At 64.6% G+C, this 26,158-nt stretch carries 31 protein-coding genes; 19 read left to right on the top strand and 12 right to left on the bottom strand.

The genetic code is table 11. The features are described 5' to 3' along the window. Positions 1-52 precede the first annotated feature (52 nt). The 3 genes from N2603_RS08915 to N2603_RS08925 all read left to right on the top strand — a co-directional run bounded on the left by N2603_RS08915 (position 53) and on the right by N2603_RS08925 (position 3,031). A complete protein-coding gene (locus N2603_RS08915) occupies positions 53-1,771 on the top strand; it encodes a pyrroloquinoline quinone-dependent dehydrogenase (protein ID WP_260388442.1) in 1,719 nt (572 codons plus the stop codon). A gap of 149 nt (positions 1,772-1,920) precedes the next feature. Further along, entirely contained in the window at positions 1,921-2,199 is a 279-nt protein-coding gene (locus N2603_RS08920; RefSeq protein ID WP_080648026.1) for a c-type cytochrome, read from the top strand. Between the two features lie 64 nt (positions 2,200-2,263). Further along, the gene (locus N2603_RS08925) at positions 2,264-3,031 is read left to right on the top strand and encodes a substrate-binding periplasmic protein (RefSeq protein ID WP_260388443.1); all 768 of its coding nucleotides are present in this window, start codon (positions 2,264-2,266) and stop codon (positions 3,029-3,031) included. An 83-nt stretch (positions 3,032-3,114) separates the two neighbouring features. Here N2603_RS08925 and N2603_RS08930 read toward each other — a convergent pair whose 3' ends face one another. After that, positions 3,115-3,759, bottom strand: coding sequence for a glutathione binding-like protein (locus tag N2603_RS08930; RefSeq protein WP_260388444.1), 645 nt, complete (start codon positions 3,757-3,759; stop codon positions 3,115-3,117). Positions 3,760-3,865: 106 nt separating this feature from the next. Here N2603_RS08930 and N2603_RS08935 point away from each other — a divergent pair, with 106 nt between their 5' ends. Further along, positions 3,866-4,546: a TetR/AcrR family transcriptional regulator gene (locus N2603_RS08935; RefSeq protein ID WP_260388445.1), complete on the top strand. Its 681-nt coding sequence runs from the start codon at positions 3,866-3,868 to the stop codon at positions 4,544-4,546. A 211-nt stretch (positions 4,547-4,757) separates the two neighbouring features. Here N2603_RS08935 and N2603_RS08940 read toward each other — a convergent pair whose 3' ends face one another. Both N2603_RS08940 and N2603_RS08945 read right to left on the bottom strand, forming a co-directional pair. Beyond that, on the bottom strand, positions 4,758-6,725 hold the full coding sequence (locus N2603_RS08940) for a methyl-accepting chemotaxis protein (RefSeq protein ID WP_260388446.1): 1,968 nt from the start codon (positions 6,723-6,725) through the stop codon (positions 4,758-4,760). Positions 6,726-7,008: 283 nt separating this feature from the next. Beyond that, positions 7,009-7,974: a 2-hydroxyacid dehydrogenase gene (locus N2603_RS08945; RefSeq protein WP_260388447.1), complete on the bottom strand. Its 966-nt coding sequence runs from the start codon at positions 7,972-7,974 to the stop codon at positions 7,009-7,011. Between the two features lie 144 nt (positions 7,975-8,118). Here N2603_RS08945 and N2603_RS08950 point away from each other — a divergent pair, with 144 nt between their 5' ends. The 4 genes from N2603_RS08950 to N2603_RS08965 all read left to right on the top strand — a co-directional run bounded on the left by N2603_RS08950 (position 8,119) and on the right by N2603_RS08965 (position 10,949). Further along, positions 8,119-8,487, top strand: coding sequence for a YciI family protein (locus tag N2603_RS08950; protein WP_260388448.1), 369 nt, complete (start codon positions 8,119-8,121; stop codon positions 8,485-8,487). Then, complete coding sequence (locus N2603_RS08955; protein WP_260388449.1) at positions 8,484-9,770, top strand: RNA polymerase sigma factor; 1,287 nt, start codon at positions 8,484-8,486, stop codon at positions 9,768-9,770. Before N2603_RS08950 ends, N2603_RS08955 begins: the two co-directional genes overlap by 4 nt. A gap of 189 nt (positions 9,771-9,959) precedes the next feature. Further along, positions 9,960-10,496 (top strand): SRPBCC family protein, encoded by a 537-nt coding sequence (locus tag N2603_RS08960; protein WP_018641613.1) that lies wholly within the window; start codon positions 9,960-9,962, stop codon positions 10,494-10,496. 39 nt (positions 10,497-10,535) lie between these two features. Then, the gene (locus tag N2603_RS08965) at positions 10,536-10,949 is read left to right on the top strand and encodes a VOC family protein (RefSeq protein ID WP_018641612.1); all 414 of its coding nucleotides are present in this window, start codon (positions 10,536-10,538) and stop codon (positions 10,947-10,949) included. 104 nt (positions 10,950-11,053) lie between these two features. Here N2603_RS08965 and N2603_RS08970 read toward each other — a convergent pair whose 3' ends face one another. From N2603_RS08970 to N2603_RS08990, 5 genes are all read right to left on the bottom strand, one after another. Further along, positions 11,054-11,404 carry a hypothetical protein gene (locus N2603_RS08970; protein ID WP_260388450.1) on the bottom strand — a complete coding sequence of 117 codons (351 nt, stop codon included), beginning with the start codon at positions 11,402-11,404 and terminating at the stop codon, positions 11,054-11,056. A gap of 426 nt (positions 11,405-11,830) precedes the next feature. Further along, positions 11,831-12,163 (bottom strand): hypothetical protein, encoded by a 333-nt coding sequence (locus N2603_RS08975; RefSeq protein WP_260388451.1) that lies wholly within the window; start codon positions 12,161-12,163, stop codon positions 11,831-11,833. A gap of 261 nt (positions 12,164-12,424) precedes the next feature. Further along, positions 12,425-12,862, bottom strand: coding sequence for a hypothetical protein (locus N2603_RS08980; protein ID WP_260388452.1), 438 nt, complete (start codon positions 12,860-12,862; stop codon positions 12,425-12,427). A 121-nt stretch (positions 12,863-12,983) separates the two neighbouring features. Next, entirely contained in the window at positions 12,984-13,772 is a 789-nt protein-coding gene (locus N2603_RS08985; protein WP_260388453.1) for an SDR family NAD(P)-dependent oxidoreductase, read from the bottom strand. Between the two features lie 257 nt (positions 13,773-14,029). Beyond that, the gene (locus tag N2603_RS08990) at positions 14,030-15,694 is read right to left on the bottom strand and encodes a methyl-accepting chemotaxis protein (RefSeq protein ID WP_260388454.1); all 1,665 of its coding nucleotides are present in this window, start codon (positions 15,692-15,694) and stop codon (positions 14,030-14,032) included. Positions 15,695-16,010: 316 nt separating this feature from the next. Here N2603_RS08990 and N2603_RS08995 point away from each other — a divergent pair, with 316 nt between their 5' ends. The 9 genes from N2603_RS08995 to N2603_RS09035 all read left to right on the top strand — a co-directional run bounded on the left by N2603_RS08995 (position 16,011) and on the right by N2603_RS09035 (position 20,586). Beyond that, positions 16,011-16,376: a nuclear transport factor 2 family protein gene (locus N2603_RS08995; RefSeq protein WP_026311780.1), complete on the top strand. Its 366-nt coding sequence runs from the start codon at positions 16,011-16,013 to the stop codon at positions 16,374-16,376. An 88-nt stretch (positions 16,377-16,464) separates the two neighbouring features. Continuing rightward, complete coding sequence (locus N2603_RS09000; RefSeq protein ID WP_260388455.1) at positions 16,465-17,109, top strand: glutathione S-transferase family protein; 645 nt, start codon at positions 16,465-16,467, stop codon at positions 17,107-17,109. A gap of 158 nt (positions 17,110-17,267) precedes the next feature. Continuing rightward, complete coding sequence (locus tag N2603_RS09005) at positions 17,268-17,672, top strand: YciI family protein (protein ID WP_018641603.1); 405 nt, start codon at positions 17,268-17,270, stop codon at positions 17,670-17,672. 59 nt (positions 17,673-17,731) lie between these two features. Further along, on the top strand, positions 17,732-18,097 hold the full coding sequence (locus tag N2603_RS09010; protein ID WP_018641602.1) for a hypothetical protein: 366 nt from the start codon (positions 17,732-17,734) through the stop codon (positions 18,095-18,097). Positions 18,098-18,289: 192 nt separating this feature from the next. Continuing rightward, positions 18,290-19,030, top strand: a complete 741-nt coding sequence (locus tag N2603_RS09015; protein WP_260388457.1) for a TetR/AcrR family transcriptional regulator — start codon at positions 18,290-18,292, stop codon at positions 19,028-19,030. Positions 19,031-19,151: 121 nt separating this feature from the next. Then, on the top strand, positions 19,152-19,643 hold the full coding sequence (locus N2603_RS09020) for a DUF2852 domain-containing protein (RefSeq protein ID WP_145831466.1): 492 nt from the start codon (positions 19,152-19,154) through the stop codon (positions 19,641-19,643). Between the two features lie 305 nt (positions 19,644-19,948). After that, positions 19,949-20,116 (top strand): hypothetical protein, encoded by a 168-nt coding sequence (locus tag N2603_RS09025; RefSeq protein WP_260388458.1) that lies wholly within the window; start codon positions 19,949-19,951, stop codon positions 20,114-20,116. Between the two features lie 54 nt (positions 20,117-20,170). Next, the gene (locus tag N2603_RS09030; RefSeq protein ID WP_260388459.1) at positions 20,171-20,425 is read left to right on the top strand and encodes a hypothetical protein; all 255 of its coding nucleotides are present in this window, start codon (positions 20,171-20,173) and stop codon (positions 20,423-20,425) included. After that, entirely contained in the window at positions 20,422-20,586 is a 165-nt protein-coding gene (locus tag N2603_RS09035) for a hypothetical protein (protein ID WP_260388460.1), read from the top strand. The genes N2603_RS09030 and N2603_RS09035 overlap by 4 nt, the downstream gene beginning before the upstream one ends. Here N2603_RS09035 and N2603_RS09040 read toward each other — a convergent pair. After that, positions 20,573-21,736, bottom strand: coding sequence for an acyl-CoA desaturase (locus tag N2603_RS09040; RefSeq protein ID WP_260388461.1), 1,164 nt, complete (start codon positions 21,734-21,736; stop codon positions 20,573-20,575). The genes N2603_RS09035 and N2603_RS09040 overlap by 14 nt on opposite strands. Before the next feature lie 312 nt (positions 21,737-22,048). Here N2603_RS09040 and N2603_RS09045 point away from each other — a divergent pair, with 312 nt between their 5' ends. Further along, positions 22,049-22,816 carry a serine acetyltransferase domain-containing protein gene (locus N2603_RS09045; RefSeq protein WP_260388462.1) on the top strand — a complete coding sequence of 256 codons (768 nt, stop codon included), beginning with the start codon at positions 22,049-22,051 and terminating at the stop codon, positions 22,814-22,816. A gap of 7 nt (positions 22,817-22,823) precedes the next feature. Here the strand turns inward: N2603_RS09045 and N2603_RS09050 are convergent, their stop codons facing one another. The 3 genes from N2603_RS09050 to ggt form a co-directional block, all read right to left on the bottom strand. Then, positions 22,824-23,342: a DUF2231 domain-containing protein gene (locus N2603_RS09050; RefSeq protein ID WP_260388463.1), complete on the bottom strand. Its 519-nt coding sequence runs from the start codon at positions 23,340-23,342 to the stop codon at positions 22,824-22,826. A 238-nt stretch (positions 23,343-23,580) separates the two neighbouring features. After that, positions 23,581-23,868, bottom strand: a complete 288-nt coding sequence (locus N2603_RS09055; protein WP_018641593.1) for a hypothetical protein — start codon at positions 23,866-23,868, stop codon at positions 23,581-23,583. Positions 23,869-24,041: 173 nt separating this feature from the next. Beyond that, the gene (gene ggt, locus N2603_RS09060; RefSeq protein ID WP_260424166.1) at positions 24,042-25,748 is read right to left on the bottom strand and encodes a gamma-glutamyltransferase; all 1,707 of its coding nucleotides are present in this window, start codon (positions 25,746-25,748) and stop codon (positions 24,042-24,044) included. On the opposite strand from ggt, the gene N2603_RS09065 reads away from it, so the two are divergent. Then, complete coding sequence (locus tag N2603_RS09065; RefSeq protein WP_260424459.1) at positions 25,660-25,866, top strand: hypothetical protein; 207 nt, start codon at positions 25,660-25,662, stop codon at positions 25,864-25,866. The two genes, ggt and N2603_RS09065, sit on opposite strands and share 89 nt — an antisense overlap. Positions 25,867-26,158: the final 292 nt, after the last annotated feature.

The raw sequence follows: 26,158 nt of genomic DNA on the forward strand, positions 1-26,158 counted from the left end.
CAGCGGCGTTCACGAGACGCAATCAATAAACATCAAGCGGGAGGAAGTGCATATGAGGAAGCAGTGGCTCAACTCGGGCTTACCTGTTCTCGCCGTTGCGGCATTTGCGGCGTCGGCGGCGTTGGCCCAAACCGTGGATACGGCCCGCATCGAGGGCGCCGGTCAGAACGACTGGCTCACCTATCACGGTTCATACAAATCCCACCATTACAGCCCGCTCGCGCAGATCAACGCGAACAACGTCGGCAATCTGGGCGTCGCCTGGATGCACATTCCAGGACGATCGACGCGCGGACTGCAGTCGATGCCGCTCGCGGCCGACGGTGTGCTGTACTACTCGGGTTCCTACAGCCGTGTCTTCGCGCTGAACGGCGCGACGGGCGAGGTGATCTGGTCGTTCTTTCCGGAGCTGGATGAGGCGCTCATCAGCCGCCAGACCCACTCTCCCTACAACCGCGGCGTAGCTCTCGGCGAAGGCAAGGTCTTCGTCGGCACGATGGATGGTCGTCTCTTCGGGCTCGATGCGAAGACCGGCAAGGTCCTCTGGGAGACCAGGCTGATCGACTCGCAGAAGCTCACGGTCGGCTTCACCGGAGCGCCGCTTTACGCGAAGGGGAGTGTGATCATCGGCTCGCAAGGCGGCGAATGGCCGGGCCGCGGCCCGATCTTCGCGGTCGATGCCACCACTGGAAAGAAGAAATGGGAGTTCCTGACGGTCGCGGGCACGGACGAGGCCATGAAGACCTGGGGCAACGATTCCTGGCGCACCGGCGGCGGTGGCGGCTGGATGCCGGGCACCTACGATTCCGAGACCAACACCATCCTGTGGGGCACCGCCAACCCGGCGCCGCTCTACGACTGGTCGGGCGCCGACTACAAGACGCAAGGGGCGCGTCCCGGCGACAATCTCTATACGAGTTCAGTGATCGCTCTCGATATCGATACCGGAAAGCTGAAATCCTACCATCAGGAGCTGCCGCACGATGCCTGGGACTTCGACAGCGCCGTCGGCGAATTCGTGATGCTCGAGCGAGACGGCCAGAAATACGTGGTTCATCCGAACAAGGGCGGCTTCGTCTTCGTCTACGACCGCAATCTCGGCGTGAAGAACGTCTGGCGGCTGGTCGAGAACATCAACTTCGTCAAGGATATCGATCCCAAGACCGGCGCGTTGATCGGCCGTCGCGATTTCCCGGTCGGGAAGGTCACCGAACCGCCGCTGTGTCCGTTCATCGGCGGCGGCATCAGCTGGAATGCCGGCTCGTACAGCCCGAAGACCGGTCTCTACTACAAGATCGGCCAGGAATGGTGCATGACGCTCGATATCCAGAAGACGACGCCGGTCACCGCGCCGCAGGTTCAGCTCAACATCGGCGCCGATTTCAAGATGGTGCCGCCTCCGGGCGGTGAGATCTATGGACACCTCGACGCGCGCGACCCCATCACGGGGGCAAAGAAATGGGAGGTTCGCTACCCCGAGCCGCCGCTCGGGAGCGTGCTGTCGACCGCCGGCAATCTGGTGTTCGTGCCTGATTCCCGCGGCGTCCTTCACGCCTACGATGCCGAAACAGGGGCCGAGCTGTGGAAGCACAACAATGGCACCGGCCACCAGGGCGGCATCGTCAGCTACTCCGCCGGCGGCAAGCAATATATCGCCGTGACCGCGGGCTTCGGCGGCATGCTGGCGGACGAGTATGCGCCGAACTTCGGCGGCGCCTACAAGAGCATGCCGCGTGACGACGGCGCGCTCATCGTCTTCAGCCTGAAATAGTCTGCCGTAAACGTTCGTCGGGAAGCGGGCGCAAGCCCGCTCCCCGGTGGATCGAAGCGGCGGCGTGATTCAGGAATGGAGCGGACGTGTTGAGATTGCATTTGAAAACGGTTCCGGCGGCACTGGCCGCCTCGTTGCTGTGCGCTGTGATGGCTCAAGCACAATCCGCCACGCCGGCGCCCGAGAACGGGACGATCGAGGTCGAGCAGGTGTTCGCGGGAACTTGCGGCTTTTGTCACTCCAACGGTGGCCGGGCAGCCGGCAAGGGACCGCAACTGATGAACTCGCCGCGCGACGACGACTTCATTCGCGACCGCATCAAGCACGGCAAGCAGGGGGCGATGCCGGCATTCGACGGCGCGTTCACCGACGCCCAGATCGATCAGATCGTCAAATACATCCGCGCCTTGAAACCGCGCGAGGGCTGAACCGCCAGGACTCGACCCATCAAGATTCGATCCATCAAGACCCGATCCATCCAAGAGACACGGAATGAAGGCATTCGCCCCGGCCATCGTCGCTGCCGCCATCGTTCTGTCGGGACCGGCGCCGGCGCGAACCCTGGACGCAATCCGGTCGAGCGGCGTGATCGGGCTGTGCGCGCATCCCAATTCGCTTCCCTTTGCGCAGAAGGCCGGTGATCCCCCCGGCTTTCAGGTCGAGTTCGGCCGGGTGCTGGCACGCGAGCTCGGCGTCTCGCTCAGGCTCGACTGGATCATCACGCAGTATCAGATGCGCAGCGCCGGCTGCGACATTCTTCTGGACGTCATCGCGGACCGCGAAGCGCAGGGCGAAACCCGCTTGAGGATCTCGAAGCCATATTATCGCACGGGCGTCGCGCTCGCGGTGCCGTCATCCAGCACGCTCACCTCGTTCGGGAGCCTTAACGCGGCAACCAAGGTGGGCGTGCAGGTTGGATCGATCGCAGCCATGATCATCGGCCAACGACGCGTGCCGACGTCGACCTTCGGCTTCGAGAACGACAGCCTGGAGGCGGTGTCGAACCACGAGATCGATGCCGCCGCCGTCACGCCCACCGCGGCGAGCTACTTCAACCTGACGCATCCGGACAAGGCGCTCCGGATCCTGGATCGCGACGAGAGCGTCGCCGATCTCAACTGGAACGTCGCCGTCGGCATGATCCGTCCGGACGATGCGTTGCGCGAAGCCATCGACGGAGCCGTGGAGCGGCTGCGAAGCGACGGCACGATTGACCGCATCTACGGCCGCTATGGGATCGTGCTGCAGGCGCCGAGATAGTCGAGCTGCAGGACGCAACGACGCGGTCCCGACCGAGCCGGGACGGCGTCGCTGCCGCGCGTACTACGGAGACGGCGTTGGCCTCAGGCCGCCGCCTTCTTCCGCGCGAGCTCGGCCTTGTACAGCTCGAACTCCTCCGCGATCGCCTTTGCGACCGACGGCCGCTGGCGCAGGCGTTCGTAATACGCCTTCACGTTCGGCCATTTCGCAAGCTCGATCGGCGGCGTCGCCATGGTCCAGTTGATGACCGTGACGAGATAGGCATCGGCCACGCTGAAATGCTCGAGCAGGAACTCGCGGCCTTTCAGGTAGTCGTCGAGATAATCGAGCCGTGACAGGTTCTTCTCCAGCACATAGGCTTTCGCTTCCTGCGGCGCCTTGCGGTCGAGCACGGGGATGAACAAGCCCTTGTGCAGCTCGGTGCCGATGAAGCAGAGCCATTGATGCAGCCTTGTGCGTTCGATGCCCGCCGTGGCGCCGAGACCGGATTGCGGAAAACGGTCCGCGACATATTGCAGGATCGCGGCGTTCTCGGTCAGCACCACGCCCTCGTCGGTGCGCAGCGTCGGCACGAGGCCGATCGGGTTGACGGTACGGAAGTCGGAGCCGTCGTTCAGCACGGTCTTGGTCGGCGGATCGACTTCGAGATAGTTCGCCTCGGCGCCGGCTTCATACAATGCGACGCGTGTCGCCATGGAACAGGCGAGCGGCGAGAAATAGAGATCCATCTGTAGCCTCCTTGGGCAATTCCTCTTTGGGTGTCGCTCAACCTGGCCAGATTGATTTTTGTACCATCTTGCATAATATACCCGTGGTCAAGGATTATTTTGCGAAATGGTACAAAAATCGAAACCGCCAACTGCTGCCAATCAGCCCGAGCGCCGCGGCGAACCCGAGCGCCGCGGCGAACCCAAGCGTCGCGGCCGTCCCCGCGCCTACGAGCCCGACATCGCGCTCGGCAAGGCGCTCGACCTGTTTCGCAAGCAAGGGTTTGCGGCCACCTCGCTCGACGATCTCAGCGAAGCGACCGGCATGAACCGGCCGAGCCTCTACGGCGCCTTCGGCGACAAGCGCGAGCTCTACATCAAGAGCTACCAGCGCTATCGCGAGGAGGCTGCTGCTTCCATGGTCGAGATCTTTCGTCAGGAGATGCCGCTGCGCCAGCGGCTGGAGCGCATCTACGCTGCAGCGCTGGACATCTATCTGTCCGGCGACACCGGTCCGCGCGGCTGCTTCACGGTTGTCACCGCGGCCTCCGAGGCCGTCGGCGATCCCGAGATCCGCGCCATGGTGCTCGACGGTCTCACCGGCCTCGACAAGGCGTTTGCAAGCTGCTTCCGCCGCGCCAGGGAGAAGGGCGAGCTGCCGGAGAGCGCCGATCCGTTCGCCCTGGCGCAGATCGCCTCCGCCACCGTCCACACCATCGCCATCCGCTCACGCGCGCGCGTCCCGCGCAAGGAGCTCGAAGCGATCGTGAAGGGCGCGATCGATGTGATGGTGGGGGCTAAGCCCTAGCTGTCGTCCCGGCCTGCGCCGGGACGACAGCGAGTTTGTGGCGCGAACTCTCTCCCCAACGTCGTCCTGGCGAAAGCCAGGACCCATAACCACCGAATGCAGTTTGGCGATGACTCGGGGTTGCCGCCGTCGCGCCGCAATACGCCTTGGGGTAATGGGTCCTGGCTTTCGCCAGGACGACACGGAGAATGACGCGCCAGCCTCGTCCCGCTTACGCCGCCCGAATTTGCGCCAGGAACCGATCGACCTCATCCCGCAGCCGCTGCGACTGCTTCGCCAGCTCGATCGCCGAGCCCAGCACTTCCTCGGCGGCCGTGCCCGTGGCTGCGATGCCGTCGGTGACGCCCGCGATGTTCTGCGAGACCTCGCCGGTGCGGGCCGCGGCCTGCTGGACGTTCTGCGCGATCTCCTGCGTCGCCGTGCCCTGCTGGCCGACGGCGGCGGCAATCGCCGCGGAGATCTCATCGACCTGCTGGATCGTCGCGCAGATCGACTGGATGCCATCCACCGCGCCACTGGTTTCGCCCTGAACGGCCGTCACCTGTGCGCCGATCTCTTCCGTCGCCTTCGCGGTCTGGGTCGCCAGTGCCTTCACTTCGGAGGCGACCACGGCAAAGCCGCGGCCGGCTTCGCCCGCCCGCGCCGCTTCGATCGTCGCATTGAGCGCCAAGAGGTTGGTCTGTCCCGCAATGCCGTTGATGAAGGAGACGACGTCGCCGATCTTCTGCGCGGCGTCCGCAAGGCTCTGCACCCGCGCATTCGACTGCCGGCCGTCGCTGGCGGCCTTGCCGACCACCTCGGTCGCATGCGCCAGCCTCCGGCTGATCTCGGTCATCGACGAGGACAATTCTTCCGCGGCCGCAGCCACCGTCTGCACGTTCTCCGAAGCGAGCGCCGAGGCCGACGACACCGTGCGGGTCTGCTCGCGCGACTGCGCGACGATGGCCGACATCGAGCGCGCGGTGTGCTCCATCTCGACCGCTGCGGCCGACACCGTGGTGACGACGTCGCGGATGCTGGCCTCGAAATTGTCGGCCAGCGCGGCAAAGGCGCGCCGCTTCTCCGCTTCGGACTGCGCCTTGGCCTCGAGCTGCTCGGTCTGCAGCTTTGCAAAATTCACGGCGTTGTCGCGGAACACGGCGACCGCCTTCACCATGGCGCCGACCTCGTCGTTCGCCTTGCTGACGGGCACGGCGACGTCGAGACGTCCGTCCGCGAGATCGCGCATCACTGACGTGATCGACAGGATCGGCCGCGAGATGCTGCGGGCAATGAGATAGCCGACGATCGCAGCCAGCACGAGTCCCAGCGCGGCGATGCCGATCGAAAGCCACCAGGCGCGGTCGGCGGAAGCCTCGTAATCGGCATTGTCCATCACGAGTTCGACTGCGCCGATCGGCTTGCCGGAAAAGTCTCTGATCGGTCCGAGCAGCGCGGCGACCGGCGTATTGTCGAGCCTGGCCTGCCGCACCGTGAAGTCGCCGCCGGCGGCGCGGCCGTACGCGGCCGCATCGAAGAAGCTCTTGCCCTTCAGCGTGCCGCCGAACAGCTTGAAGTTCGAGCCATCGGCGAGATGGAAAGCGACGTCCACATGGCGGTTGGTCCTGAAGTCGTCGAAGAAGGGCTGGCCGAAGGTCAGGCCGAATTCGACCGTGCCGAGATGCTTCGCCCCTTGCACGATCGGCACCACGCCGCGGATGCCGAGACCGGCGACGCCGCCCTCGAGCCCGACCACGACCTTGCGGTCCTGGTTGGCGGCGACGACGGTCTTGCGGAAGCCGGAGAGATCGTCGCCGAATTTCGTCGGCTGATGCACGCGCAGGAAAGAGGTCGCCGGCGGTACGTGGAACTGGAACTGGTCGACGCCGTAGTCGGACTTGATGGCGGCAAACACCGGCCCAAACAGGCGCACCAGCGCCTCGCGGTCCTGCTTCGCCATCGCCTCCTGCGTCGCCGGCATTGCCGCCACCACGGCGCTCATCGCGGCGGCGCGATGCGACTCCTCCGCGATGCGCGATAGCAGGGCGTCGTAATGGCTGCGCAGCTCGCGCTGGTCGGCGCGGTCGATGATCCCCGCGATGATCCACATCGCGCCGAGCACCGCGATCAGCGCCGTCGCCGCCGCCGTCACCGCCAGCGCAACCGTGATCCGCATCCTGAGGCCGAGGCTCGCCCGCATGTCCGACTCGTTGTTTGAGCGTTGGTTAAGAACGCCTATCAACTTCTCGCTAAGAGAGGGTGAACGGGACGGGGGAGCGCGCTGGTTGTGGGGTGGTGGCCGCCGGCCAAAAGCACAGCTGTCGTCCCCGCGCAGGCGGGGACCCATAACCACAGGGAGAAGTTTGGCGAAGATTGGTGGTTCGGTACTGCGACCATCCCCAACGATAAATCACGCGGTATGGGTCCCCGCGTGCGCGGGGACGACAGCGATTATGAGGCGCCGTCGTGCGCCTCTCGGGGCCTCAATACCCCCTGACCCGGTCCACCACGTTCTCCAGCGCGCGGCCCGCCTCGAAGCTTGCGATCTGCTCGGCGACGTAGGCCGAGATCGCTTCCGCGTCGGTGTCGGCGGCGTTGTGCGGGGTCAAGAGCACCTTGGGATGGGTCCAGAACCGGCTGTCCTTCGGCTGCGGCTCCTGGACGAAGACGTCGAGCGAGGCGGCGCCCAGCGTGCCGTCATCAAGGCAGGCGAGAATGTCGGCTTCGTTCTGCAAGCCGCCGCGGCCGGCATTGATCAGCACGGGTGCACCGAACGGGCCCTTGCGGTTGAGCTTGGAGAAGACGTCGCGGTTGAGGATGCCGTGCGTATCCGGCGTCAGCGGCAACAATGACACCAGGATGTCGGTCTTGCGCAGGAAGGCGTCCATGCCGGCAGTGCCATGGAAGCATTCGACGCCCGCGATCGTGCGCGGGCTGCGGCTCCAGCCGGTGACGCGGAAGCCGAGCCGCCGCAGCACGTCGGCCGCGTCCGCGCCGAGGGTGCCGAGCCCCATGACACCAACAGTGACGGCGCTCGCCGGCCACTGATATTTCGGCTCCCAGCGCTTCTCGCGCTGCGACTCCCGCAAATACAGCTCCTGGCGGTGGTGCATCAGCACGTGCAGCACGACATATTCGGTCATGCGGTTGGTGAGGTCGGGCACGGCGACGCGGACCAGCGGCACGTCGGGCAGGCTGTTGTCGGCCATCAGCGCATCGACGCCCGCGCCGAGATTGAAGATGGCCCGCAGATTGGGGAACGCGCCGAGATCGCCCGGCACCGGCTTCCAAACGGCCGCATAGTGCACCTCGGCCGGATCGAGCCCGGGATCGGGCAGCAGCACCACGCGGCGGCCGCCGCAGACCGCATCGAACCGGGCCTTCCAGCGCTCCGGCAGCCAGTTCTGCTGCGTGCTGTTGATCAGGACGGCGAGTGTGCCCATGGTCATTCGAAGTGCCTCATAAGGTTCCGCTTTTGGAGGCTCTCCTTGGCACGATCTGCCGGATTTTTCTTGCAAAATTTTTCCGCAGCCCTGTCGGGGCAGGGCATAGTGGCTCGTCTTCAGAACAAGAGGTCGGGGAAGGTACTGCCCATGCTTTATGCGATTCTTTGCTATCACGATGAGGACTTCGTCGGCTCCTGGAGCAAGGAGCAGGACGAGGCCGTGATGAAGAAGCTCGCCGTGGTGCAGGACAAGCTGACGCAGCAGAGACGACTCGGCCCGGTAGCGCGGCTGCTGCCGACCACGGCGGCGGCGACCCTGCGCAAGGAGGACCCGCCGCTGGTGCTGGATGGTCCCTATGCCGAGACCAAGGAGCAATTGCTCGGCTTCTACATCGTCGATTGCAAGAACCTCGACGACGCGCTCGACGTCGCGCGCGAACTGGCTGCGGTCAATCCCGGCGGCGCCTATGAGGTGCGTCCCGTCGGCGTGTTCCGGCCCGGAGGAAACCTGACGTGAGCGAGACCGAAACCGCCTGGATCGAGACTGCGCTGACCTCGGCGCGACCCCAGGCGGTAGGCGCGCTGCTGCGCTATTTCCGCGATCTCGACACCGCCGAAGAAGCCTTCCAGAACGCCTGCCTGCGCGCGCTGAAAACCTGGCCGCAGAACGGGCCGCCGCGCGATCCCGCGGCGTGGCTGATCATGGTCGGCCGCAACGTCGCGATCGACGAGGTGCGCCGGACCCGCAAGCAGCAGCCGCTGCCCGAGGACGATCAGGCGATCTCCGATCTCGACGACGCCGAGGGCGCACTCGCCGAGCGGCTCGACGGCTCGCATTATCGCGACGACATCCTGCGGCTGATGTTCATCTGCTGCCATCCGCAGCTGCCGGCGACGCAGCAGATCGCGCTGGCCTTGCGCATCGTCTCGGGCCTCACCGTGAAGCAGATCGCCCGCGCCTTCCTGGTCTCGGACGCGGCGATGGAGCAGCGCATCACGCGCGCCAAGGCGAAGGTGGCGGAGGCGGGAACGCCGTTCGAGGCACCCGGTGCAATCGAGCGCTCCGAGCGGCTCGCCGGCGTGGCGGCGATGATCTACCTCATCTTCAACGAGGGCTATTCCGCGAGCGGCGACACCGCGGCGATCCGCACGCCGCTGTGCGAGGAGGCGATCCGCCTGGCGCGGCTGCTGCTGCGGCTGTTCCCGAGCGAGCCGGAAATCATGGGACTGACCGCGCTCATCCTGTTGCAGCATGCACGCAGCGCCGCGCGCTTTGCCGCGGACGGCTCGCTGATCCTGCTGGACGATCAGGACCGCTCGCTGTGGAACGGCACCATGATCGCGGAGGGGCTGGCGCTGATCGACAAGGCGATGCGCCATCGCCGCAGCGGGCCGTACCAGATCCAGGCCGCGATCGCCGCGTTGCATGCGCGTGCGGCAACGCCGGAGGAGACCGACTGGGCCCAGATCGACCTGCTCTATGGCGCGCTCGAGCTGGTGCAGCCTTCGCCCGTGGTGACGCTTAACCGCGCCGTCGCGGTCTCCAAGGTGCACGGGGCCCAGGCCGCGCTCGACCTGATCGAGCCATTGGGGCCGAAGCTTGCCAACTACTTTCACTTCTATGGCGTGCGGGGCGCCTTCCTGATGCAGCTCGGCCGCAATGACGAGGCTCGAATCGCCTTCGACCGCGCCATCGCGCTGGCCAACACCTCCGCCGAAGCCGCCCATATCCGCATGCATCTCGACCGGCTGATCCGGGATAGCCAGCCGAAGGCAAAGGAAAGCGCGAAGGTGAAGTGACGGCGATTCTCGTCATTCCGGGGCGATGCGAAGCATCGAACCCGGAATCTCGAGATTCTCAGGTGCGCAATTGCGCACCAGAGTTCGGTCCTGCGGACCGCCCCGGAATGACGCTGAAATAATTCCGTTTCCGTCTTGTCGGCCCCAGCCATCCTCCTTCGTCTTAATCCCATATCCAGGGAGCCACTTATGCTGAAAGCCATTACCGTCATCGCCATCGTTCTCGCCGTCGGCATCGCCGGAGTCCTCGTCTTCGCATTGACCAAACCGGACACGTTCCGCGTTGAGCGTTCCCTCGCCATGAAAGCACCGGCCGCCGCGATCTATCCGCAGGTCGCCGATTTCCGCTTCTGGACCAGCTGGTCGCCCTACGAGAACCGCGATCCCGCCATGAAGCGCACTTACGGTGGAACAACGCAGGGCAAGGGCGCAACCTACGCCTGGGACGGCAACAACAATGTCGGCGCCGGCCACATGGAGATCCTCGAGGCGAATGCGTCGTCAAAGCTGCGCATCAAGCTCGATTTCGAGCGACCCTTCGAAGGCCACAACACCGCCGAGTTCACCTTTGTGCCGCAAGGCGATACCACTCTGGTCACATGGGCGATGTACGGTCCCGCCCCGTTCATGTCCAAGGTGATGCAGGTCTTCATCAACATGGACAGCATGATCGGCAAGGATTTCGAGACCGGCCTTGCGAGCCTGAAGAAGCTCACCGAGAAATAATGAACCTCACTGCCCAAGGAAGAGAAGAGGAGAGAAACGATGCTCAATCCCTATCTGTTCTATCAGGACACCTGCGAAGCGGCGTTCACCTATTACGCCAAGGTTCTCGGCGGCAAGATCGACGCGATGATGCGTGCATCCGAAGCGCCGCCGGACATGCCGGCTGCACCCGGCCGCGAGAAGATGATCATGCATGCGCGGATGTCGCTGCCAGACGGCAGCGTCTTGATGGCCTCCGATGCGCCGGGCGAACATTTTCACAAGCCGCAGGGCTTTTCGGTATCCCTGACGATCAAGGATGTCGCGGACGCCGAGCGCAAGTTCAACGCGCTCGCCGACGGCGGCACCGTCACCATGCCGTTCAGCAAGACGTTCTGGGCCAAGGGCTTTGGCATGTGCGTCGACAGGTTCGGCATTCCCTGGATGGTGAATTGCCCGGCCGAGGGCATGTGACAGAAGCGGTCGCCTGACACGCCCGGCGGCGCGCCCTTTCGATCATTGCGGGGCAGGGCGCGCCCAGGCTGGGCACGTCATCTGGCGGCCGGCCGGTATGTCTCTCACCGGATTGATCCGGTCACGTCTTCGCCGGACGGCGAAGGCTGAACGCAGCGCGGACAGATCACGAGCTTGGTGCCGAGGGTCCTGTCGTTCTCCGCTTCGATCTCGTCGTGGACCGCCCACCACGCCTCGGAGTACGGACGCAAGGTGGCGAGCACCTTTTCCCGCTCCTGATTGGGATTGTCCTGCGCAGGTGCGGGACTGGCGGCGCGCCGCTTTGTGACGTGAGTGCGATTCGGATCCTTGCCGAGGCCGTCCCATGCGATCGGACGACGCTCCTGCGCCGGTGCGACCGCGCACCCAATGAGCGCTGCGCAAAAAGTGAGCAAGAAGAAGCCGTGTCGCATCATGCCGGGCCTTTGGAGCGGTACGCGACACGCAAATTCCGCTTGGGAAGTATCGCATCGCGCCAGTTAAATGGAACTTAAGGGAAACGACGGCCGGCATGGCCGAATAAGGGATCATGATCTCGCATCACTTTGCGGGAGCAGTGAGGCCGCTTCGTGGAGAGGTGCGGCCCGCATCGCACAACAACTGGCGCAATAATAGGCTGTGAACTCAGCGTCAGAATCGCTAATCATTTCTTCATAAATTCTACAAACTGGGATGGGCGTGACTTGGAAGGGGAGCGACCGATGGCAGCGGCGCTACAGATCAACTTTGCACTCTGGGGTATGCTCATCTGCGCGAGCATGGAACTGGCGCAGATGATCCAGCGGTTCTTCTAGAACCGACGAAGCGTGGGACAGGCGCAATGTCGCCGGCGCGCTTGCCCGTCAGCTCACGAGCAATGCGATGAGCGTGAAGCTGACACTTGCGATGACGAGCATCGAGACGATGTAGTTGCGCGGTCGTGCCGTCCGGGAGGGCGTCGGTCGCCGCGGCTCGACGCCGTGCCGGTCGGGTTGCGGCGCGAGCGCGGCGTCTACGCCCGAGCCGACATATTTCACATAGAGGTCGAGCAGCCGCAGCTCGGACGCGAGGTCCATCAGGCCCTCGCGGTCGCGTCGCGACAGCAATTCGAACTCGACGGTTTCCTCGGAGCTCAGTTGACCGAGGACGATCCGTCCCTGGTCCGACAGGCGGTAGCGAAAATCGATGGGCTGCATAGTGTGCGACCCGCTTGAAAATGAGCAATCTTGAAAAGGCAAAACCATATTAGTCTGTGACCACCGCTGAGATTGTGACGCCGCCGCGGCCTCAGTCTGGCCAAATTCATCATAGTCAGCAGGGAAAAGCTGCAAACCGCGTAAATTGTGCAGCCATTGCAAAGCGCTTGAGCGGATTCAGCGGCCTCGGAAGGGGATTTTCACCGAACTGCCTAATCGCCGGACAGTGGCGGGCTGATCGCGGTCACGCGCCGCCGGGCGTCACCGGCAGCGCGGATAGATCGCGGCGAGGTCGCGCCCCTTCAGCAGCAGCAACCGCGAGGTGAGACCGCCGCGGCGGCTGATCCAGTCGCGCACCGGGCCGGGATAGGCGGCTAGCACCGCTTCGGATGCTTCCGGCTCGGCATAGATGCGTCCGCGCCGGTCGATCGAACGCGCGGCGTGGAAGCCGAACACGGCGCGCCGCGTGACGCAGATGCGCTCGCCCGGCACGATGCTCAGCACCAGCGTGCAGGCGGACAGGCAGGGACCGTCGATCACCACGCGCTCGCCGCTCTCGCGCACCTTCTCGAACAGGTCGAGGAACGGCCCCACCTGTCCCCCCGGCGACTGGATGATGCGGATTTCGGCGGCAGCGGGCGTGGCGGCGAAGAGCGCGGATGCGAGCATCAGGGCTTTGAGGGAGGTGACGCGTCGCATGAACTCTCCACCAACTCGGTTTCGTAGGGTGGGCAAAGCGTAGCGTGCCCACCGTCGGCACGGCAAATCCGGAGAAGGTGGTGGGCACGGCGCTTAGCGCCTTTGCCCACCCTACAAGGTTCTACCCGTTCCGCCGTTGCCCGCGCAGCGTCGGCAGGCCGATGCCGGCCGCATCGAAGCCGCCATCAACGGCCAAAATTTGGCCGGTGATGTAGCTCGATCGTTCCGAGCACAGGAAGTAGATCGCTTCCGCGAGTTCCTCTTCGAGACCGTAGCGGTTGAGCGGAATGGCGTCGTGATAATCGGCGCGGATCTCTTTGGTATGCACCTGCTTGGCCATCGCGGTGTCGACCGGACCGGGCGCGACCGCGTTGACGCGGATGTTGAGCGAGGCAAGCTCGACTGCCAGCTGCTTTGTCAGGTGCGCAAGGCCCGCCTTGCTGGTGCCGTAGGCCGAGCGCAGCGTCGAGGCGCGCACCGCCGAGATCGAGGTGATGTTGACGATGGCGCCGCCATCGCTGTCGCGCATCAGGGGCACCGCGGCTTTGGTGCAGAGGAACGGACCGGAGAGGTTGACCTCGAGCACGCGGCGCCAGTCGGCATCCGATGTCTCCATCAGCGGCGCGAACACGGCGATGCCGGCATTGTTGACGAGCGCGTCCAGTCGGCCGAAGCGCCGCTCGATCGCCGCCATCGCGGCGCCGACGGCGGCCGCGTCGGAGACGTCGCAGGTCAGCGCCAGCGTGGCCTCGTCCCGGCCGATCTCCGCGACCGCACGGCCGAGCAGCTCGCCCTCGATGTCGAGCAGCGCCACGCGCCAGCCCTCGCCAAGGAACTTCTTCGCGGTCGCAAGCCCGATGCCGCGCGCGGCTCCGGTGACGAGGACGACTTTTTGCGGGGCTTGCGGCATGGGCTGGTCTGTCCTTCTGGCGGAAACGGAAGCCGCACGGGCGGCCACCGCCTTTTACTTCGCTTTCGTTCCGGCGAGGAAGGGCTTTTGCAGGTGGAGCTAGGCGCCACGCGTTTGAACCGTCACCCTGAGGCGGCCGCTTCTTCAGCGGCCCTCGAAGGGCGACGGCCACAGGCCGGGCCGATTCATCCTTCGAGGCTCACCGTGCTTTGCACGGTGAGGGCCTCAGGATGACGGAGATGGACGGAAGTCGCGCCTTACGCCAGCTCGGCCGAGGCACGCTGCATGTTGGTCGACATGTCCTCCGTCACGATGCTCTGCTCCTCGACCGCCGCGGCGGTGGAGGCGATGAACTCGTTGACGGAAGCGATCGCGACCTTGATCGCGGTCAGGGAGGTCGCGACGTCGCCGGAGATGCTGTTCAGCGCGTCGATCTCGGTCGTGATCGTATCGGTCGCCTGCTTGGCCTGATTGGCGAGGCTCTTCACCTCGGAGGCGACCACGGCGAAGCCGCGGCCGGCTTCGCCCGCGCGGGCCGATTCGATCGTGGCGTTGAGCGCGAGCAGATTGATCTGGCTGGTGATGCCGGAGATCATCTCGACGATGCCGCTCATGGCCTGCGCGGCCGCGGTCAGCTTCTGGGCCTGGAGGTCGGCGGATTCGACCCTGGTGGTCGCGACCTTGGACGTCTCGCGCGACTTCGCCATGGTCTCGGCGATCTCGCGGATCGAGGCGCTCATCTCTTCGCTGCCGGCCGCGACCGCGTCGATTAGCCCGCGCGCATTGTCGGCCTTCTTGCGGCCGATCGCCTGCGCGGTGATGTCGGTGGCGTATTTCACCACCTTGTACGGCTTGCCGTTGAGGTCGAAGATCGGGTTGTAGGAGGCCTGGATCCAGATCTCGCGGCCGCCTTTGGCGATGCGCTTGTATTCGGCGGCCTGGTATTCGCCGCGGTTGAGCGTCTCCCAGAACTGGCGGTAGGCGGTCGAGTTCGTCTCGCTCGGCTCGACGAACATGGAATGGTGCTGGCCCTTGATCTCGGCCAGTGCATAGCCCATCGCCTTCAGGAAGTTCTCGTTGGCGGTGCGGATCGTGCCGTCCATGTTGAACTCGATCACCGCCTGCGACTTCTGGATCGCGGCGAGCTGGCCGTCATTGTCGGCCGCCTTCATCTTCTGCGCGGTGACGTCGGTCGCGAACTTCACCACCTTGAACGGCTTGCCGTTCTCGTCGAGGATCGGGTTGTAGGTCGCGAGAATCCAGACCTCCTTGGCCCCCTTGCCGAGCCGCTTGTATTCGGCTGCCTCGAACTCGCCGCGGTTCAGCTTGGCCCAGAACGCAGCATAGGCCGGGCTCGCGCGGTCCTCGGGCGTCACGAACATGGAGTGGTGCTTGCCCTTGATCTCGTCGAGCGAATAACCCATCGCGCTTAGGAAATTCTCGTTGGCGGTGACGATGGTGCCGTCCATGTTGAACTCGATCACGGCCTGCGCGCGATTGATCGCGGCGATCTTGCCGGAATCCTCCATGGTCTTGATCTTGTACGCGGTGATGTCGGTGGCGAACTTGATGAAGCTGACCACCTTGCCGTTCCCGTCACGCAGCGGCGCGTAGGAGGCGTGGACCCAGACTTCCTTGCCGCCCTTGCCGAAACGCTTGTACTGCGTGGTCTGGAACTCGCCGCGGTTCAGGCTGGCCCAGAAGTCGCGATAGCGGGCGCTCTCGCGCTCCGCCGGGCTGACGAAGATGCTGTGATGCTTGCCCCTGATCTCGGCGAGCGTGTAGCCGCTCATCTTGAGCAGGTTCTCATTGGCATCGAGGATGGTGCCGTCGAGATCGAATTCGATCACCGCCTGCGACCGGTCGAGCGCCTCGACCTCTGCGATCGCATGTCTGACTTTCTTGCTTTGAAAATTGAACACGTGAGCTCCGCAATGTTTTTCGGTGGCAATTGGGAGAATCTGTTTCCCCTCAGGGAAAAAGTTGCATGCTCTTCTTGAGCATCTGTAAACCGTAGGAAAAACCTGTCTCGGCTCCGAAGCTCCACGTGCGTTTGCCATGTCTTTCAACTGACAGGCGTTCCCGTTTCATGTGCACGGCGAAGTTCATAGAACGGGGCCGTATTTGTACGGAATGCATGCGAGTTATTTTCCGCGTCGTGCCGCAGTCCGCGTGCGGTGTCGGCACGGCCGTTCGGGAATCGTCTTGCATCAGGGGATGCTTGCCGCGGAGACGGTGATGTCTGATGACCATGAGCGCGTGATCCGGAACCTGTTTGCTGCCTATATCGCCAACGACCGGCAACGGGTGAGCGATGCGCTCGCCGACGACTTCCGCTTCACCAGCCCGTTCGACGACGACCTCGACAAGGCGGCCTATTTCGAACGCTGCTGGAGGGACACGGGCTGGATCGCGCGGCATGACATCGAACGGATCTTCGTCCGGGGTGACGAGGCCTTCGTCACCTATTGCTGCCTGGCAAAGGATGGCAGGAGCTTTCGCAACACCGAGTTCTTCACCTTCGCCGGCGGCAAGGTCCGGCGCATCGAGGTCTATTTCGGCGCCGCCCGGCAGGATGGCCGTTTCCTGCCGCAGCCGCGCTAGCGCGGCGCGATGACGTCCCAAATAATTACCGTCATCATGTCGGCTGTATAAAACCTCGTTCGTCTTGAAGGGGATATCAGGAGGAGCCATGTCCCTGACACTGCATTTCCATCCGCTGTCGTCCTTTTGCTGGAAGGTGTTGATCGCGCTTTACGAGAACGGCGTGCCGTTCACGCCGAATCCGGTCGACCTGGGTAATCCTGCCGAGCGTGAGGCCTTCCTGAAGCTCTGGCCGATCGGCAAGTTCCCGGTGCTGGTGGATGCCGAGCGGCGCGAGACGGTGCCGGAGTCGAGCATCATCATCGAATACCTCGATCGCCACTATGCCGGCCCCACGCCTCTGATACCGACGGACCCGGACCGCGCGCTGCGGACCCGTCTGTGCGACCGTCTCTACGTCCACATGCCGATGCAGCAGATCGTTGGCGATCGGCTGCGGCCGCACGACAAGAGGGATCCGTTGGGTGTGGAAGCGGCGCGAGGTCGCATACGTTCAGCCTACACAATGCTCGATCAGCGGATGGCGACCGAACCTTACGCGACGGGCGAGGCGTTCACGCTCGCGGACTGCTCGGCGCTGCCCGCCTTGTTCTATGCCAACAGGGTCGAGCCGATCGGCACTGACCGCCCCAATATCACCAGCTATCTCGAGCGGCTGAAAGTACGTCCATCGGTGATGCGGGTCTTGAGAGAAGCCGAGCCCTATTTCGGGATGTTCCCCGAGGAGGGGTGAGATTTCCCCGCTGTTGCCCGGCTGCCGGTCTTGTTGCGTCGGGGACCTCCGCAAACATTTTTTCTGCGGCATGTCGGTTCCCCGGGCGTTCATTCGTCTTGAAGGCGAGGGCAGGCGGCCCGCCGCTGCTCCTCCCGACAGTGAAGGTAGGGAACACCATGCGATTCATGATGCTGATGATCCCGCTCGGCTACGAGAGCGCGCCGGCGGACGTCCAACTCGATCCCGAGCGCGTCTCCGCGATGATGCGCTACAACGAGGCGCTGAAGGATGCCGGCGTGCTGATCACGCTGGACGGCCTGCATCCGCCCTCGATGGGCGCGCGCGTTTCGTTTGCGACCGGCGAGCCTGTCGTGACCGACGGTCCCTTCGCTGAGGCCAAGGAAGTTCTGGGCGGTTACTGGATGATCGACGTCGCCTCGCGCGCCGAGGCGATCGCGTGGGCCAAGAAGTGCCCGGCCTCGTCGAACGAAATCATCGAGATCCGGCAGGTGCAGGAGATGAGCGACTTTCCGCCGGAGGTGCAGGCAGCCGCCGCCGGCTTCGACGAACTGAAGCAATAGTCACCGCGGCCGCGGATACATTCGCGGCTGCCGTCAATCGATCAACAAGGAGAGAACCGATGAGCACCGAACACAAATTCCTCGCCGTCTATCTCGGCAGCGTGAGCGGCGAAAAAATGAAGGCCTGGCACGCGATGCCCGAGGCGGAGCGGAAGGCCAGAGAGCGCGAGGGCATGGCCGCCTGGACCGGCTGGGTCGAGAAGCACAAGGACGTCATCGTCGAGATGGGCGGCCCGCTCGGCAAGACCCGCAGGATCGACGCAAGCGGCATCACCGAGATCAGCAACGCGCTGACCGGCTTCACGGTGGTGCGGGCCGCCTCGCAGGAGGACGCTGCAAAGCTGTTCGAGAACCACCCGCATTTTGCGATCTTCCCGGGCGAGGCGATCGAGGTCATGCCCGTGCTGCCGATTCCGCAGATGTAGCCTCGAACAGTTGGCCGTCATTCCGGGGCGGTCCGCAGGACCGAACCCGGAATCTCGAGATTCTCAGGTGCGCAAGCGCGCACCGTAGTTCGATGCTTCGCATCGCCCCGGAATGACTGCGGAAAATACCGGTTAATCAAACCCGGCCTGCGCTAGTGACCTTCACGCCCGGCTCATGTAAAAGCCGTTCACATGAGCTGGCGCAAGGAGCAGCGCCGCGCCGAGCGCGGCTACCACCACGGAAATCTGAAGGAAGCCCTGTTGCAGGCCGCCCTCGGGCTGATCGCCGAGAAGGGGGCGGCCGGCTTCACCTTCGCCGATGCCGCGCGCATGGCCGGCGTCAGTGCGGCGGCGCCCTACCGGCATTTCCGCGATCGCGACGAGCTGTTGTCCTCGATCGCCCAGCGCGGCTTCGAGCAGTTCGAGGCGCGCCTCACTGCAGCCTGGGACGACGGCCGTCCCGATACGGTCACCGCGTTCGAGCGCGTCGGCAGGGCCTATCTCGCCTTCGCCCGCGAGGAGCCGGCGTTCTACAACGCGATGTTCGAATCGGGTCTGCCGGTCGACGCCAATCCGGCGCTGCAGGCCGCCAGCGAACGTGCCTTCAACATCATCCGCGCCGCCGCCGAGCGGCTTGCTGCGCTGGCCCCGCCCGGCACGCCGCGCCCGCCGGCGATGATGATGGCGCTGCACATCTGGTCGATGGCGCATGGCGTCGCTTCGCTGTTCTCGCGTGGCGATGCCGCGCGGCGAAAGCTGCCGATGTCGCCGGACGAGCTGCTCGAGGCCGAGGTCCTGATCTATCTGCGCGGGCTCGGCTTCCCGACCGACCGCAGGCCGCCGGCCAAGGGCGCCGAGCCGCCGCCGGTGCCGCCGGAGGCCTCCTCCGGTTCGGGCGTGCCGCCCGGCGGTCCCTGGGGCAAGCCGAAATAAAGTTGCGCAAATAATTCGCCCGGCCTGTCAGGCGGCCAGCTTGACAAAATCGCGGGATGGTCTAGCTATGTAAATGTTATTTACATTCACAACGGCGCTGGTGCCGTGATGGAGATGGGAAATGGCCTACACCGCTGATGTCAATCGATGGCGCGGCCCTTCAGATCAATACCAACAGTACGAGCGCCCCCGCATGCTCGACACGCCCTGGCATCCCGGCTGGATCGCCGTGACCATCCTCGGCTTCATCATCTGGTGGCCGATCGGACTTGCCCTTCTCTTTTTCACACTCGGGAGCAGAAGAATGTCGTGCTGGAGCAATCAGGACCGCTGGCAGAACAAGATGGAGCGGATGCAGTACAAGATGGACCGCATGCGCGACCGCATGGATCGCCGCGGCTTCGGCTTTGGCTTCGGCCCGCCGTCCTCCGGCAACCGCGCCTTCGACGAGTACCGCAGCGAGACGTTGCGCCGGCTCGAGGAAGAGCAGGTCGAGTTCAAGAACTTCCTCGACCGTCTGCGTCACGCCAAGGACAAGGAAGAGTTCGACCAGTTCATGGCGCAGCACAAGACGCGCCCGACCCCGCCGCCGACCGACCAGCAGCAAGGCTGATCTGAAGGTTCTTAACCTCTCAAAGCCTTCAGGCGCATGCCCCCAAAGTCCTGATGGCCCCGAGCCGCCCGTCTGCGCAACCCGCAGGCGGGCGGTTTGGTTTTTAACCTCTCCCCGCTTGCGGGGAGAGGTCGACGCGCGAAGCGCGGCGGGTGAGGGGGTACAGGTCTATCGACGACCTCGCGTGCGGAGAGAGGCCCCTCACCCCGACCCTCTCAGCGCGAGCGAAGCTCGTCGCGGCCCCGGGGGAGAGGGAGTAGATTGCGTCCCCGAACCGTCACACGGTTCGCCGACACCAAAGACGCATGGATCTCCGCACCCGCCTGCTGCTTGGCATCACCGCATTGGCGGTGCTCGGTTATGTCAGCGTCGTCTATGGCAGCTGCGCGCTCGATCCCGACTGCCATTTTCGCCTCTGTGCCGGCGGGCGCTCGCTCTGTGGCGTCGATCACGCACATGTGCAGGACCGCTAGAACCGATTTCGCGCCCGGCCCGACCAAGCCCTGACAGCGCCAACGGGCACCGCCATGACGAACGAAGGCAAGGAGATCATCCAGGCGACAGCGCTACTTGAGCGCGCGGCGACGCTGTTCGATCGGTTCGGGGACTATATTCCGCTGACGATCGCATTCCTCAATCACTGGCCGACCGAGATCAAGTTCTATCCCGAATTCGTGGTCGGAAATGCCTGGAAGGTCTTTCTCAGTCTCGGCCTCTATCAACTCGCCGCGTTCGCGCTGCGGCGCGCCGTCAAGTTGGCGACAGCGGAGCTTGCCCCATGATCCTGCTGCGCGATTTCGCCCTTTACGTCCTGCCGGCCCTCATCGCGGCGGGCGGCTGGCTTTATGCGCTCAGCCTGCGCAGGCGGGCGCGGCCGGGCCGCGCGCGCGCGGGCACGCGTCCCGGCGGCACAACCGGCGCCGAAAAGTTCAGCGCACCGTGACCAGCTGCGCGCGAACCGACGTCAGGAAGTGCTCGTAGGCGTGGTCCACGATCTCGTTGAGTGAGCGCGTTCGCGCGAACATCGCCCTGGCCTCGGTGAGAAACTCGTCGCGGGTCGGGATCTTCGGCAGGTGCAGATGCGTCAGCGCATCGACGCCTTCGTGGGCGCGATTGAAGATGTCGTGCAGCGTCGGCAGTTGCAGCTGGGCGAGGTCAGCGCGGTGCAGCGCCGACGAGATCGCGTGCGCCAGCGCGTGAGCATCGAACCGTCCGGCGAGCTGCCGGGCCGCCCGATTGATGACGCGCGCGCCGAGCGGCTGCTCGTTGCGCAGCACCAGTTCGGGCGGCGCCTTCATGTTCCAGACAATGCCGAACCAGGACAGGACCTTCAGGATGTAATAGGTCACGTCGACTTCCCACCAGCGAAAGCCTTGTCGCACGCTGCTCTGGTAGGCGTGGTGATTGTTGTGCCAGCCCTCTCCTAGGGTGAGTAACGCCAGCAGCCAGTTGTTGCGGGAATCGTCGCCCGTCACGTAGCGCTTGCGTCCATGCACATGGGCGAGGGAGTTGATGCAGAAGGTCGCGTGATAGACCAGCACCGTGCTCCACAGGAAGCCGACGACCAGGCCCGACCACCCCGCACCTGCGAAGCAGAGCGCTGCAAGCACAACGGCCGGCAGCAGCTCCAGCCGATGCAGCCACATCAGCTCCGGATAGACCGTGAGATCGCCGACTTTCACGAGATCGGTCTCGTCGTGCTCCCGATAGAAGATCCAGCCGACATGGCTGTACAGGAAGCCGCGTTGGCGCGGCGAATGCACGTCCAATTCGGTATCGGAATGCAGATGATGGTGCCGATGCTTGGCCGCCCACCACAAGACGCTCTTCTGCGCGGTGCTTTGTGCGAGAACGGCCAGGACGAACTGAAACACCCGGCTGGTGGCAAAAGCCTTGTGCGAGAAATAGCGGTGGTAACCTGCTCCGATTGCGAACATGCGCACGACGTACAGCGAACCGCAGATCGCGATGGCCTGCCAGGTGACGCCCGACCAGATCGCGGCGAAGCAGCCGAGATGAACCAGCACGAACGGTATGGCGGAGGGGTACATGACGTCGTCGTGATGGTCGTCGGCGGGAGCGTTGGGCGACATGCTTCGGTGTGACCTCGAGTGGGGGATCTTGGAATTTGTCTCGGCAGCGCAGGAGGACGCCGGGTATGAAAAACCCGCGGATGGCGGACCACCGCGGGGGCTGGGACAGGATGCCTTGCGCGTACATCCCCGGCCGAAGCAGCGTCGGCCGAAACGCGATGGACTATATGGTTGCCGGTGCCTGGCATGCAAGCTCGTAGCCTCACGGGGACCTGCGGCATGTTGCGAGGCGTGTCACCTCTGCCGCCGGCACGGCGTGGCGCGCGGGCTGCCCACGGCCTATATTCGACAGGTGAGAAGGAAGGGGCAGCGATGATGGCAGCTGCGACCACGGCGAGCGACAGTCTCTGGCAGAACATACGCGATGAAGCGCGGCGCGCGATGGCGGCCGATCCCGTCTTCGGCAAGTCCCTTGCCGATACAGTCCTGATCCATGGCGATTTTGCTGCCGCCCTGGCCGATCTGATCGGACGCAGGCTTGGCGGCTCCGCAGCGGAGCGGGCGCGTTTCACCAATTTTTCCCTTGACGCCTTTCGCAGCCAGCCGGACCTGATCGAGACCGCCAGCCGCGACTTGCAGGGCATCGCGCGTCGCGATCCCGCCATCGCCGAGCTGTTGCCGCCACTGCTGCACTACAAGGGCTACGTGGCGCTGCAAGCCTGGCGCGTCTCGCACTGGCTCTGGCATCGCGGGCAAATCGATGCGGCGCTGCTGTTCCAGAACGAGGCCTCGAACGCCTTGCAGGTCAGCATCCACCCCGCCGCCAGTATCGGATCGGCGGTCTATCTCGACCACGCCACCGGCATCGTGATCGGCGCGAATGTGGTGATCGGCGACGAGGTCACCATCCTGCAGAACGTCAGCATCGGCCGTCACAGCGAGCTGCCGGCGCGTTCACCCCGCATCGGCCGCGGCGTCTACATCGGCGGCGGTGCGACCATCCTCGGCGACATCGGCATCGGCGATTTCGCCAAGATCGGCGCCGGCACGCTTCTGACGTCGGACGTTCCCGCCGGCTGCACCGCGGTCGGCAATCCCGCGCGATTGACCAACTGCCCAGAGCCGGCCTCCGCGGCTTGAAGCGCCATCAGGCGGCGCGGCGATGGCTCTCGCCGCCATGGGGCGGCGTGACCGGCTCCGAGCTGGTCTGGCCCGGTGCATCCAGCACCGCAACGTGATAGCGATAGACCATCTCCCAACCCTTCCATCCCGTGAACAGCAGGATGCCGACCACGATCAGCGACAGCACCACGCCCCAGGGCTTGATCGCGGCCTCGCTGCCTTGCGCATAGCGCAGGTAGAAGTTGACCAGCGCCAGCACCACCGCCGCAAGATTGCCGACCATGTGGTACCAGGCATCGTTGAGACGGCGGATGCGGGGCTCATTCAGGAAATCGGTAAAGCCGGCCGCGGCGGCAACCAGCGCCATGACGATGCCGGCGCCGATCAGCCACATTGCAGCCCTGGCCCAGAAACCGTCGCCGGTTCCAATAAAGGCCAGATCGGCAATGGGCGCGCCGACCAGAAACGCCACGGGGAACGGGATGATCATGGGGTGGAGCGGATGGTCGCCGATGGCGGCCGTCGTCTTGGGGTTGATGCTCATGGCAATGCCTCGCCGAAAGTGATTTTCCGGACAATTTTTGGGGCCGGGGCTGGTTCCTAGCGACAGAGTGACAGCCTTCATGCCGTGCTTGCGGAGGCGGTGATTGCCGCGCGGCAAATTGCGCTTCCTCCCCCCTTACGGGGGCAGGGCAGGGGGAGCCCAGTGACTATAGGGTGGGCGTAACCCACCCTACGCACTCGAGGGAGAAGTGGTGAGGCCTTAGCACTTGCCTCGCCGATCAGGCGGCAGCCTTGTTCTTGATGGCTCCAATGATCGCGGTGAGTATCGCCCCGCCGGCGCCACCGGCGACAACTTGTGACACGATGCCGCCAACGCTCAAGTTTCCAGATTGTGCCGCGGCCATGATGGACGGAAGCAGCAACGTAACGACCTGGCCCAGCACCCCGCCGCCGACCAAACCCGAAATGATGTTTCCGGCCATTCCGAGATCAAATGTCGGCGAAGACTTGCCCGCGCCAACTCCACCAAGCGCGCCTGAGACGAGGTTGATCAGAATCTGTTCCATGCGGATTCTCCCGTACGAGGTCGTCGGGCAGTTCGTCAGCCACTATAATCGATTGCCTGCGAGCGGCCCACTCCCGCGTTGTCGGGCGGCCCGCAAACAAAGCCAATAGAGTGTGTTGCCGATCGACGGGTGAAATAAACCCTCGCGCGTGGCACAAGCTGCATAGCGACGGCTCAATATCCGGCAGCGAGCCCCGAGTTGCGGCGCGGATCGTTGGCGCCATAGTAGCGGTTGTTGCCGACTTGCTTGCCGCCAAGCGACGGCGCGCCCACGATGATCACCGCCAGATGGTTGGCCGGCTGCGGCGGGCCGAATTTGTGGCCCATGCCCTCCAGAATCTTCTGCGTGTCAGGCGACAGCGCATAATTCTCGGCGTTGGTGATATCGGGCAGCCACTGCTGGTGGATGCGCGGCATGTCGACGGCTTCCTGCGCGTTCATGCCGTAGTCGATGGCGTTGATCATCGTTTGCAGCACGGCCGTGATGATGCGGCTGCCGCCGGGCGTGCCCACCACCATCACCGGCTTGCCGTCCTTGCTGACGATGGTCGGGCTCATCGAGGAGAGCGGCCGCTTGCCGGGCGCGATGGCGTTGGCCTCACCCTGCACCAGGCCATACAGGTTCGGAACGCCAACCTTGGCGGTGAAGTCATCCATTTCATCATTGAGCAGCACGCCGGTTTTTGCAGCCGTGACCTTGGCGCCGAACCAGTCGTTCAGCGTGTAGGTGACGGACACCGCGTTACCGTCCTTGTCCGCGATTGAATAATGCGTGGTGTTGCTGCCCTCGTGCGGCGCGACACCCGGCTTGATGTCCTTGGAGACGCCGGCCTTGTTCGGGTCGATCACGGCGCGGATCTTGGCCGCGTAGGCCCTGTCGAGCAGGCGGTCGAGCGGATTCTTCACGAAGTCGGGATCGCCGAGATAGCTGTTGCGGTCCACGTAAGCGTGCCGCATCGCTTCGATCTGCACGTGCGTCGCAGCTGCGGAGTGATAGCCCAGCTCCTTGAGCGGATAGCCTTCAAGGATATTCAGGATTTCGCAGATGATGACGCCGCCCGAGCTTGGCGGCGGCGCGGAAACCACGTGATAGCCGCGATAGTCGCATTCGACAGGTGCGAGCTCGCGCGTCTTGTAGCCGTCGAGGTCGTCCTGCGTCAGCAGGCCTTTGCCGGCCTGGCTGGATGCCACGATGGCGCTGCCGACCCAGCCCTTGTAGAAGCCGTCGGTGCCCTTGCTGCTGATCTCGCGCAGGGTTTTCGCCAGCTCGGATTGCATCAGCCTGTCGCCCACGCCGAATGGCTGGCCGTTGTTGAGGAAGATGGCGCTGGATGCCGGGTCGTCCTTGAAATCGTCGGTTGCCGTGCGCAGCAGGTCGATGTCGCCCTGGTCGAGCACAAATCCCTGTTCGGCGAGCTGGATCGCGGGCGCGAGCAGGTCGGCGCGCTTCATGGTGCCGTATTTTTCGCGCGCATATTCCATACCCGAGACGGACCCCGGCACGCCCACGGCCAGATGCCCCTTGGTCGAGATGCCCTTGATGACGTTGCCGTCTTTGTCGAGATACATATTGGCCGTCGCCCCCTTGGGAGCCGTCTCGCGGAAATCGAGGAAGGTCTTGCGGCCGTCGGCGAGCTGAATCGTCATGAAGCCGCCACCGCCGAGATTGCCGGCCGCCGGATAGACGACGGCAAGGGCATAACCTACGGCCACAGCAGCATCGACGGCATTGCCGCCGCGCTTGAGCACCTCGACGCCCACCTGTGTCGCCAGATGCTGCGCGGACACCACCATGCCGTTTTCCGCGGCGACCGGCGCAACCGATGCCGCGCGCGCGGGGCTGGATGTTACGAGGCAGATCGATACGACCGCGGCGGTCATCCACCGCACATTTGTTTGTGGTTTCGGCATGGGGAGTTCCTCAGGGCTGGCCGATGATGTCGGCACGTTGTTGTCCGCGAACGGACCCTATCAGCTCGCGCCCGCGGAGGGAGCATGAGGTTGAGGTGACGCGCGATACCAGCCCCGGGTCGCACTGCGCTCCCTCCCCCCTTGCGGGGGAGGGCGGGGAGAGGGGTGGCCCAGGAAAAGGTGTGTCCGTCGTCGCGCTTCGAGGCGCCTTATGGAGCGATCCCCGTTTGGCACCCCCTCTCCCTAACCCTCCCCGCAAGGGGAGGGACTGACCTCGGTCGGAGCTGGCAGCTTCCGCCTCCGCAGCGGCTCCCGCCCCCGCAAAGCCCCCATCCCCCTGCGCCGCCTGCCTTTCCCGCAGCCAAATTCGCCGGCGGTAA

This window comes from Bradyrhizobium huanghuaihaiense, from assembly GCF_025200885.1.
Classification (GTDB): domain Bacteria; phylum Pseudomonadota; class Alphaproteobacteria; order Rhizobiales; family Xanthobacteraceae; genus Bradyrhizobium; species Bradyrhizobium huanghuaihaiense.

Coding starts and splice junctions, on each gene's coding strand:
- N2603_RS09025 (WP_260388458.1), top strand. CDS start 19,949: ATGGATCTCCGCACCCGCCTGCTGCTTGGCATCACCGCATTGGCGGTG.
- N2603_RS08975 (WP_260388451.1), bottom strand. CDS start 12,163: ATGCAGCCCATCGATTTTCGCTACCGCCTGTCGGACCAGGGACGGATC.
- N2603_RS08945 (WP_260388447.1), bottom strand. CDS start 7,974: ATGACCATGGGCACACTCGCCGTCCTGATCAACAGCACGCAGCAGAAC.
- N2603_RS08980 (WP_260388452.1), bottom strand. CDS start 12,862: ATGCGACGCGTCACCTCCCTCAAAGCCCTGATGCTCGCATCCGCGCTC.
- N2603_RS08960 (WP_018641613.1), top strand. CDS start 9,960: ATGCTGAAAGCCATTACCGTCATCGCCATCGTTCTCGCCGTCGGCATC.
- N2603_RS08935 (WP_260388445.1), top strand. CDS start 3,866: ATGGTACAAAAATCGAAACCGCCAACTGCTGCCAATCAGCCCGAGCGC.
- N2603_RS09015 (WP_260388457.1), top strand. CDS start 18,290: ATGAGCTGGCGCAAGGAGCAGCGCCGCGCCGAGCGCGGCTACCACCAC.
- N2603_RS09065 (WP_260424459.1), top strand. CDS start 25,660: ATGCCGTTTTCCGCGGCGACCGGCGCAACCGATGCCGCGCGCGCGGGG.
- N2603_RS08995 (WP_026311780.1), top strand. CDS start 16,011: ATGTCTGATGACCATGAGCGCGTGATCCGGAACCTGTTTGCTGCCTAT.
- N2603_RS09020 (WP_145831466.1), top strand. CDS start 19,152: ATGGCCTACACCGCTGATGTCAATCGATGGCGCGGCCCTTCAGATCAA.
- N2603_RS09010 (WP_018641602.1), top strand. CDS start 17,732: ATGAGCACCGAACACAAATTCCTCGCCGTCTATCTCGGCAGCGTGAGC.
- N2603_RS09040 (WP_260388461.1), bottom strand. CDS start 21,736: ATGTCGCCCAACGCTCCCGCCGACGACCATCACGACGACGTCATGTAC.
- N2603_RS08930 (WP_260388444.1), bottom strand. CDS start 3,759: ATGGATCTCTATTTCTCGCCGCTCGCCTGTTCCATGGCGACACGCGTC.
- N2603_RS08965 (WP_018641612.1), top strand. CDS start 10,536: ATGCTCAATCCCTATCTGTTCTATCAGGACACCTGCGAAGCGGCGTTC.
- ggt (WP_260424166.1), bottom strand. CDS start 25,748: ATGACCGCCGCGGTCGTATCGATCTGCCTCGTAACATCCAGCCCCGCG.
- N2603_RS09035 (WP_260388460.1), top strand. CDS start 20,422: ATGATCCTGCTGCGCGATTTCGCCCTTTACGTCCTGCCGGCCCTCATC.
- N2603_RS08925 (WP_260388443.1), top strand. CDS start 2,264: ATGAAGGCATTCGCCCCGGCCATCGTCGCTGCCGCCATCGTTCTGTCG.
- N2603_RS08920 (WP_080648026.1), top strand. CDS start 1,921: ATGGCTCAAGCACAATCCGCCACGCCGGCGCCCGAGAACGGGACGATC.
- N2603_RS09005 (WP_018641603.1), top strand. CDS start 17,268: ATGCGATTCATGATGCTGATGATCCCGCTCGGCTACGAGAGCGCGCCG.
- N2603_RS08970 (WP_260388450.1), bottom strand. CDS start 11,404: ATGATGCGACACGGCTTCTTCTTGCTCACTTTTTGCGCAGCGCTCATT.
- N2603_RS08950 (WP_260388448.1), top strand. CDS start 8,119: ATGCTTTATGCGATTCTTTGCTATCACGATGAGGACTTCGTCGGCTCC.
- N2603_RS09045 (WP_260388462.1), top strand. CDS start 22,049: ATGATGGCAGCTGCGACCACGGCGAGCGACAGTCTCTGGCAGAACATA.
- N2603_RS09055 (WP_018641593.1), bottom strand. CDS start 23,868: ATGGAACAGATTCTGATCAACCTCGTCTCAGGCGCGCTTGGTGGAGTT.
- N2603_RS08940 (WP_260388446.1), bottom strand. CDS start 6,725: ATGCGGGCGAGCCTCGGCCTCAGGATGCGGATCACGGTTGCGCTGGCG.
- N2603_RS09050 (WP_260388463.1), bottom strand. CDS start 23,342: ATGAGCATCAACCCCAAGACGACGGCCGCCATCGGCGACCATCCGCTC.
- N2603_RS08985 (WP_260388453.1), bottom strand. CDS start 13,772: ATGCCGCAAGCCCCGCAAAAAGTCGTCCTCGTCACCGGAGCCGCGCGC.
- N2603_RS09030 (WP_260388459.1), top strand. CDS start 20,171: ATGACGAACGAAGGCAAGGAGATCATCCAGGCGACAGCGCTACTTGAG.
- N2603_RS09000 (WP_260388455.1), top strand. CDS start 16,465: ATGTCCCTGACACTGCATTTCCATCCGCTGTCGTCCTTTTGCTGGAAG.
- N2603_RS08915 (WP_260388442.1), top strand. CDS start 53: ATGAGGAAGCAGTGGCTCAACTCGGGCTTACCTGTTCTCGCCGTTGCG.